Genomic DNA, 6086 nt, shown 5'->3' on the forward strand with positions numbered 1-6086 from the left:
CTTTACTATTAGTCATATTACCCTTAACCTGCTTCAAGGTTGCCACAATAAGAAAGCTAACAATCACCAATAACAGCCATGAGCTCACCTTTCCCAGATGAACGAGACTCCAGGCATCTCTTTGGTTTGGATATTCCCATGCACTGAAATATGTAGCAATGTTTTCTGCTATCCAAATAAAAAATCCAATCAATAAAAAGGAGAGGGCTAGTGGCATACGATATCTAATACCATTTACCTTGTATAATACCCAGGACTTCCAAAACACGATTAGTACCAATCCAGATAAATACCAACGAATGTCCAGCCAATAATGATGGGTAAAAAAATTCAAATAAATGGCTGCACTAAGAGGAACAACAACTAAAAATGGTGGCCAATTTACTAGCTCTACCTCTAATCGCCTCCATGCCTGACAGAGAAAACTCGCTACACTTGCGTACATAAAGCCGCTATATAATGGGACGCCAAATATTTTTGTATAGCCGTCTTCAGGATAAGACCAGGAACCCATATGTACTTTAAAAAGCTCCAGCGCAAGTCCGATTAAATGGAAAACGGTTATCACCTTTAACTCATCTATCGTTTCAAGACCGGTGCGTACCATTAGCCACTGCATCAAAAGGCAGATAAGTAGCAGCCAATCGTATCTTGGTATCAAGGGAAGTTCTATCATTTTAGTGAGTGCCAAAGAAACAAAAATAACGACAGGAAATATACAAGATAATGCTTGTTCCCAACCAAAATAGATAAGCTGCTTTAGACCTTTCATCATTAGATTTCTCCATCATTTCTATATTCCAAAATATCACCAGGTTGGCAATCCAACGCTTCACAAATTGCATCCAGTGTGGATATCCGGATTGCTTTTGCCTTGCCATTTTTCAAGATAGAAAGATTCGCCATTGTAATTCCAACCTTTTCCGATAGTTCAGTCACACTCATTTTCCTTTTTGCTAACATCACATCAATATTGATTATAATTGCCATTTATATCACCTCAAACGATTAAGTCATTTTCTGATTTTATATCAATTGCCTCTTTTAATAGCTTTTGAAGTACGGCAGCAAAAACGGCAATCACCATCGAAGCAAAAATCAGAATCAGTCCCATTAAAATGATCCCAGGGGCATCATCCACTTCTGCTATAAGGTAAAATAACGGCAAACCCAACACAAAAATAGCACTAATGGAGATGGCACAGTTTTTTATTTTCTTTAATGCATTTACCGATAAATCCGAGAATGCGTCATTCCTATCAATATAGTTTAACAGTTTAAATGCTTGATACAATGCAAAGTAGAAAGGAATAGCTGCAGCATAAAAATCAAGCATTATTAGATATTTTATATAAGCATTATTTGGATACAATTCAGCAGCAAATTTTCCGATTTCCGGTACTAAAAAAATGCATAATGCAAGAATGGGTACTCCAATAAGAATAACAGCAATCTTTAAAAAGAGCGTTGAAACCTGTTTCATCAAAAACACCTCACTTATTTATTTCTATTTGAATTTACCATATCATTTATCGTTTTACAATAAATTATTATCATTTTATACACTTTTTTTATTGTTTTTTTTTAAAGCAAAATAAAAAGCATTTCTTAGCAAGAGAAATACTTAAAAATTAGATTTATTATCTATATTATTTTTCAATGGGTAGCTATCCTGTTACAAACATAAAGTCTTGGACAAATACTGAAACGGCCTTTAAATCAACCCGATGACTTTTATACAATGCTTTTGCCTTCTTTAATTCTCTTTTCATTTGAGGTGAAATTTCTTCTGCTTCTTTTAACGAAAGATCCCCAATTAACAGATCAATCGCTATTTTTCTTATGTTTTCTTCACAAGACTGATGCAAAATGTAGGAAATACAGCTAATTTGGTCCATCCATACACCTCTCTAAACATATTTTTATGTATTATTCTATGTTTAGACAGAATATTCCTTCTTTATTTGCCATTCGTAAATCAGGGCAATTCAAATCTGTCTTTTACAAACAATTTGAATTAGGTTCCCATCGAATTCTTGCACCCACCTTGCGCGTAAATCTTTTAAAAAATCATGTGGGACAGATAACATGGTAGCGCCATTATCTATTACATATTGAATAGCGATCTGTATCTTTTGTCCATAACACGATTTCTTATTAGGCATTTTATAGCTCTTTATTACGCTTATTCTTTCAGTATAAAAAGGAGGTTGTACTTCATTCGTGTGAAATCAGTACAATCCTCCCATTGAAATCATTCATTTCTTGCAAACAAACTTATGCGAGCCATCACAATTGGGCATTTTTTGAGATAATCCACAAATACAGTCATTTAAGCCCTTGCCATTTAGAATTCTTTCCATTGCTTTTTCAATCCTTGCAACTCTAGTTTTGGATTGCTTTGGTTGAGAAAAATGAAGAATGTATGCTCTTTGTCGTCCTGGCGTCAATGCTTCAAAGGCAGTTTTCAATTCTGGAATTTCTTCAAATTTCGTTTCAAGTTCTTCTGGAATGATGTATTCTTTGTGCTCTTTTATCGTTACTTCCAAACCGGATTTTTCCACTTCAATTGCTTCATGAATATATTCTTTTATGACAGATTCCAATTTCACTATATCCTGTAAGCTAGTAAATCGAATTTGCCTTGCTGCTTGTACATTCTCCGTTTGTTGGATTAGAATTCCTTGAGGATCTTTTAACAGAGCACCTTTATGAAATAAAAGGGCACAATATTCTTTGAATCCATGTATTAATACAATATTTTTATTCTTTATTGTGTAACAAGGATGCATCCATTTAAATTCTTCCACAAGCTCTTCACACTCAAGAACAATTTGTCTTAACTTCACATATTCTTCCTTCCACGGACTATCTTTACTTAAAAATTCCTCTACTTTAGGATTTAGTTTCCTATTTGCCATCTAATAAACCCCTTCTACATTTTACTCTTTTCTCCAAAATGTCATGCAATCTGCTTTATCAGTAATATTAAACTCGATCATTTTCTCAAGTAAGGAGAAATCAACCGGGCTTTCCCACTTAATTCGTACCAACTGCTTGGTATGATCATAACCAGCTTGTACAATTGCATCAGAAAATTGGATGATTCCAGCTCTTTCAGGTGCGACTGCCAAATGATGTTTTGCAACGCTAAAGCCAATTATGTATGTATCATGATCTGTGAACATCGGCTGATTCCAGGCAATTCTCGTTACTAAACTAGGGAAATTATTTGTTACCCACTCCAAAACCTCTTTTGTTCTAGCACGATGCGCTGGATTAGCAATGCGTTCTAAATATTCTGCAAAAACTTCCATAATCAGCCTCCAAAAAATCAATCTTGCCTTTTTTGATTCTAGTCTACCATATCTTTCATTCATTTGGTATTCTGATTACAAAGAAGGTGAGAGTCGCGATTTAGTAAAATTTAAGTGAAAATACTAAATGCAGAGCATCCTAGCTTCTATCCCATAATATCAATAAACAATTATCTGGAGGTATGCATGGACGAGAAAAATTGTGACATAATACACCCTAATGGCGTAAAAGAAAAGAAACTGGATCTAATAGTTGAGGATACGATTAAGTATCATGCTAACGGAATAACAATTTGGTCAAAAGGAAAGATTATTGATGATACACCTGATGGCTATTGGGAATGGTATCGTATAGATGGGACAATAAAGCGTTCAGGCTACTTTAACATGGGCGATCCTGTTGGGGAGTGGATCACCTATGACGGCAAAGGCCAAAAATACAAAACCACCAACCGGGATAAAAAATAGGCTTAACAAGTGTTTAAGCCTATTTTACATAAAATGACTGCACTTTAATGTTTTTTATTTGTTAATGTAGTTATCGAATGCAAAGTATATCTTTCTAAATTCGTAGTTCATTTGTCGCATAATTGCTCTTAATACATCTTCATACCTTCTGACTCCCTATTTGCATTATGTAAGGTTATTCCTAAGAACATAGATATGGAGAGTAGATGTAGGAAACGAATTTCTGCAACAGTTAGAACAGCGAAAGCATTATTTAATTCCCAATATTATTTTATGAACTCCCTGATTGTAGTCATGCCTATTTCCTAGTTCAAATTTGGCACTTGCTGAATTCGGATACTTTATAACTATATCAAAAATATAATCTAAAAGTTCGATCTCGTTCTTTTTATATAACCAACCGTTTTCTACAAGCATATCAAAATCCCCACTCTTTTTTAAACATACTCTAAACGCTAAGCTGAGAAATATACTGCACTTATACCAACGTAAATTAATACTGAAACGATGATAAATGCTGAAAGAAGATCCACTTACTCAAGCTAGTCCAATTATTCATCCATCCCCACCTTTTTTTATTCACATCAAACCAGAAACAATCGATGAGAACAGTCAAATCGATAATGATAATCACGATAATCGGATTCATTCTTATCCCCTCCTTTATTATCAGTATATGAAAAGTCATTCCTTTTAATCTTATCCAAAAGTTATTTGGCCATTTAGTTGAAATCGAATCTTTTTTCCTCCTAATTTTGTTATATTAAGTAACTCAACTTTCGCACCTTGAAAATCGACCTTGTTTTAGGTCTATCAAAGCTTTAAGAACGCTCACTTTAGGTGCTTGACAATTACTTTTAAACAGAAAAAGCACCTCAATCTTTGGTATAGTGGAATTGACTAGAAACCATTACCACAAAGAAGAGGTGCCTTCTCTATGATAAAGGAAAAACACTCGAATGAGCAACTACCAAATGAACTTTCTGCCGTATTCTCTGAATTACAAGTGTCGAAGTACCTTCGCCAAGCGGGTATTCGAAAAAACTTTGGGTTTTCATGTGCCTATCTGTTTCAGCTTGTTTTTAGTCTAATCTTTCATCAAAAAAATTGGTTTGCCCTTGTCACTTCAAAAAAGAGCGAGCGTTATCCGGGTAAGGATACCGTCTATCGTTTTTTAAATCATTCCAAGTTTGCTTGGCGGAAATTTCTTTTATTCTTTAGTACAGCTACCATTCAAAAGGTCAGTGTGCTTACATCAATGGACCGTCCGAAAGTGCTTATTATTGATGACTCTACATTTGATCGAAATCGTAGTAAGAACGTGGAATTGCTTGCCCGTTGTTTTGATCATGCTTCCTTGAAAATGCGATTTTATAAAGGATTTCGAATGCTTACATTAGGCTGGTCAGATGGGCATACCTTCATGCCTGTTGACTTCTCTTTACTAAGCTCAAAAACCTCTTCTATTAATGGAATCAACGAAGAAATGGATAAACGATGTTCTGGTTATAAGCGTCGTGTTGAAGCTCTCCAGTCTGCGCCTGATCAAATCCCATCAATGATTGAACGGGCATTATCCAGTGGAATCGAGGCCTCTTACGTGTTGATGGACACATGGTTTACTCAACAACCTTTGATTCAGGCAATCGTCGAACAAGGGCTTGACGTTATTGGTATGGTCAAAAATGCAAAGCAACGTTATCAAATGAATGGTCAAATGGTTTCATTAAAAGAACTCTATCGGTTAGCGTCACCACTTCAAGGAAAGAAAGGGCTTCTTCGTTCCGTCATGACGACGATGAAAAACGGTGTACCCGTTAAAGTCGTGTTCGTTCAAAATCGTAATAAGAAAAGCGAATGGCTCGCGATTCTTAGCACAGATTGCACTCTTTCCGAACAAGAAATCGTCCGTATTTACGGGATTCGTTGGGATATTGAAGTGTTTTTTAAGACGACAAAATCGCTCCTTCGCTTACAGAAAGAATTTCAAGGACGCTCCTATGACTTACTTATCAGTCATACAACCATAGTTTTTACTAGATACATCATTCTATCTTGGCAAAATCGTTGCCACACAGATGAACGCACATTAGGTGGCTTATTTTATGACCTTTGTGATGAAGTAAATGAACTTGATTGGGCTGTCGCATTGCAGCAATTAATCGAGCTTCTTCAAGATGTCTTGAAGAAAACCAATAAACAAACACAACAATTACTTAAAAATCAACTATCACAATGGATTGCAGGTCTGCCTAGTTATATCAGAGCTTACCTGCCTAATTTGGTATGCGAAAGTTGAGT

At 35.5% G+C, this 6086-nt stretch carries 10 protein-coding genes; 2 read left to right on the plus strand and 8 right to left on the minus strand.

The window, feature by feature from the left end; all coding sequences use genetic code 11:
• The 7 genes from ADJ83_RS10280 to ADJ83_RS10305 form a co-directional block, all read right to left on the minus strand.
• A partial coding sequence (locus tag ADJ83_RS10280; protein ID WP_048717730.1) for a DUF817 domain-containing protein occupies positions 1–772 on the minus strand: 772 nt, incomplete at its 3' end.
• Between the two features lie 2 nt (positions 773–774).
• Positions 775–990 (minus strand): helix-turn-helix domain-containing protein, encoded by a 216-nt coding sequence (locus tag ADJ83_RS10285; RefSeq protein ID WP_031540115.1) that lies wholly within the window; start codon positions 988–990, stop codon positions 775–777.
• Positions 991–1000: 10 nt separating this feature from the next.
• Positions 1001–1483 (minus strand): DUF2975 domain-containing protein, encoded by a 483-nt coding sequence (locus tag ADJ83_RS10290; protein WP_031540116.1) that lies wholly within the window; start codon positions 1481–1483, stop codon positions 1001–1003.
• Between the two features lie 184 nt (positions 1484–1667).
• The gene (locus tag ADJ83_RS10295) at positions 1668–1898 is read right to left on the minus strand and encodes a hypothetical protein (protein ID WP_031540117.1); all 231 of its coding nucleotides are present in this window, start codon (positions 1896–1898) and stop codon (positions 1668–1670) included.
• Between the two features lie 90 nt (positions 1899–1988).
• Positions 1989–2165, minus strand: coding sequence for a hypothetical protein (locus ADJ83_RS25565; protein WP_155986791.1), 177 nt, complete (start codon positions 2163–2165; stop codon positions 1989–1991).
• Between the two features lie 93 nt (positions 2166–2258).
• Complete coding sequence (locus ADJ83_RS10300; RefSeq protein ID WP_081836734.1) at positions 2259–2921, minus strand: DUF1801 domain-containing protein; 663 nt, start codon at positions 2919–2921, stop codon at positions 2259–2261.
• Between the two features lie 21 nt (positions 2922–2942).
• Complete coding sequence (locus ADJ83_RS10305) at positions 2943–3317, minus strand: iron chaperone (RefSeq protein WP_031540119.1); 375 nt, start codon at positions 3315–3317, stop codon at positions 2943–2945.
• A 186-nt stretch (positions 3318–3503) separates the two neighbouring features.
• Between ADJ83_RS10305 and ADJ83_RS10310 the strand changes: the two genes are divergently transcribed.
• Positions 3504–3785 carry a hypothetical protein gene (locus ADJ83_RS10310; protein WP_031540120.1) on the plus strand — a complete coding sequence of 94 codons (282 nt, stop codon included), beginning with the start codon at positions 3504–3506 and terminating at the stop codon, positions 3783–3785.
• A 493-nt stretch (positions 3786–4278) separates the two neighbouring features.
• On the opposite strand, the gene ADJ83_RS25570 is transcribed toward ADJ83_RS10310, so the two are convergent.
• A complete protein-coding gene (locus tag ADJ83_RS25570; RefSeq protein ID WP_155986793.1) occupies positions 4279–4434 on the minus strand; it encodes a hypothetical protein in 156 nt (51 codons plus the stop codon).
• Between the two features lie 288 nt (positions 4435–4722).
• On the opposite strand from ADJ83_RS25570, the gene ADJ83_RS10315 reads away from it, so the two are divergent.
• Positions 4723–6084: an IS4 family transposase gene (locus ADJ83_RS10315; RefSeq protein WP_048717398.1), complete on the plus strand. Its 1362-nt coding sequence runs from the start codon at positions 4723–4725 to the stop codon at positions 6082–6084.
• Positions 6085–6086 lie beyond the last annotated feature (2 nt).

Origin of the sequence: Bacillus sp. 522_BSPC (assembly GCF_001076885.1) — a bacterium.
GTDB classification, from domain to species: Bacteria; Bacillota; Bacilli; order Bacillales; family Cytobacillaceae; genus Niallia; species Niallia hominis.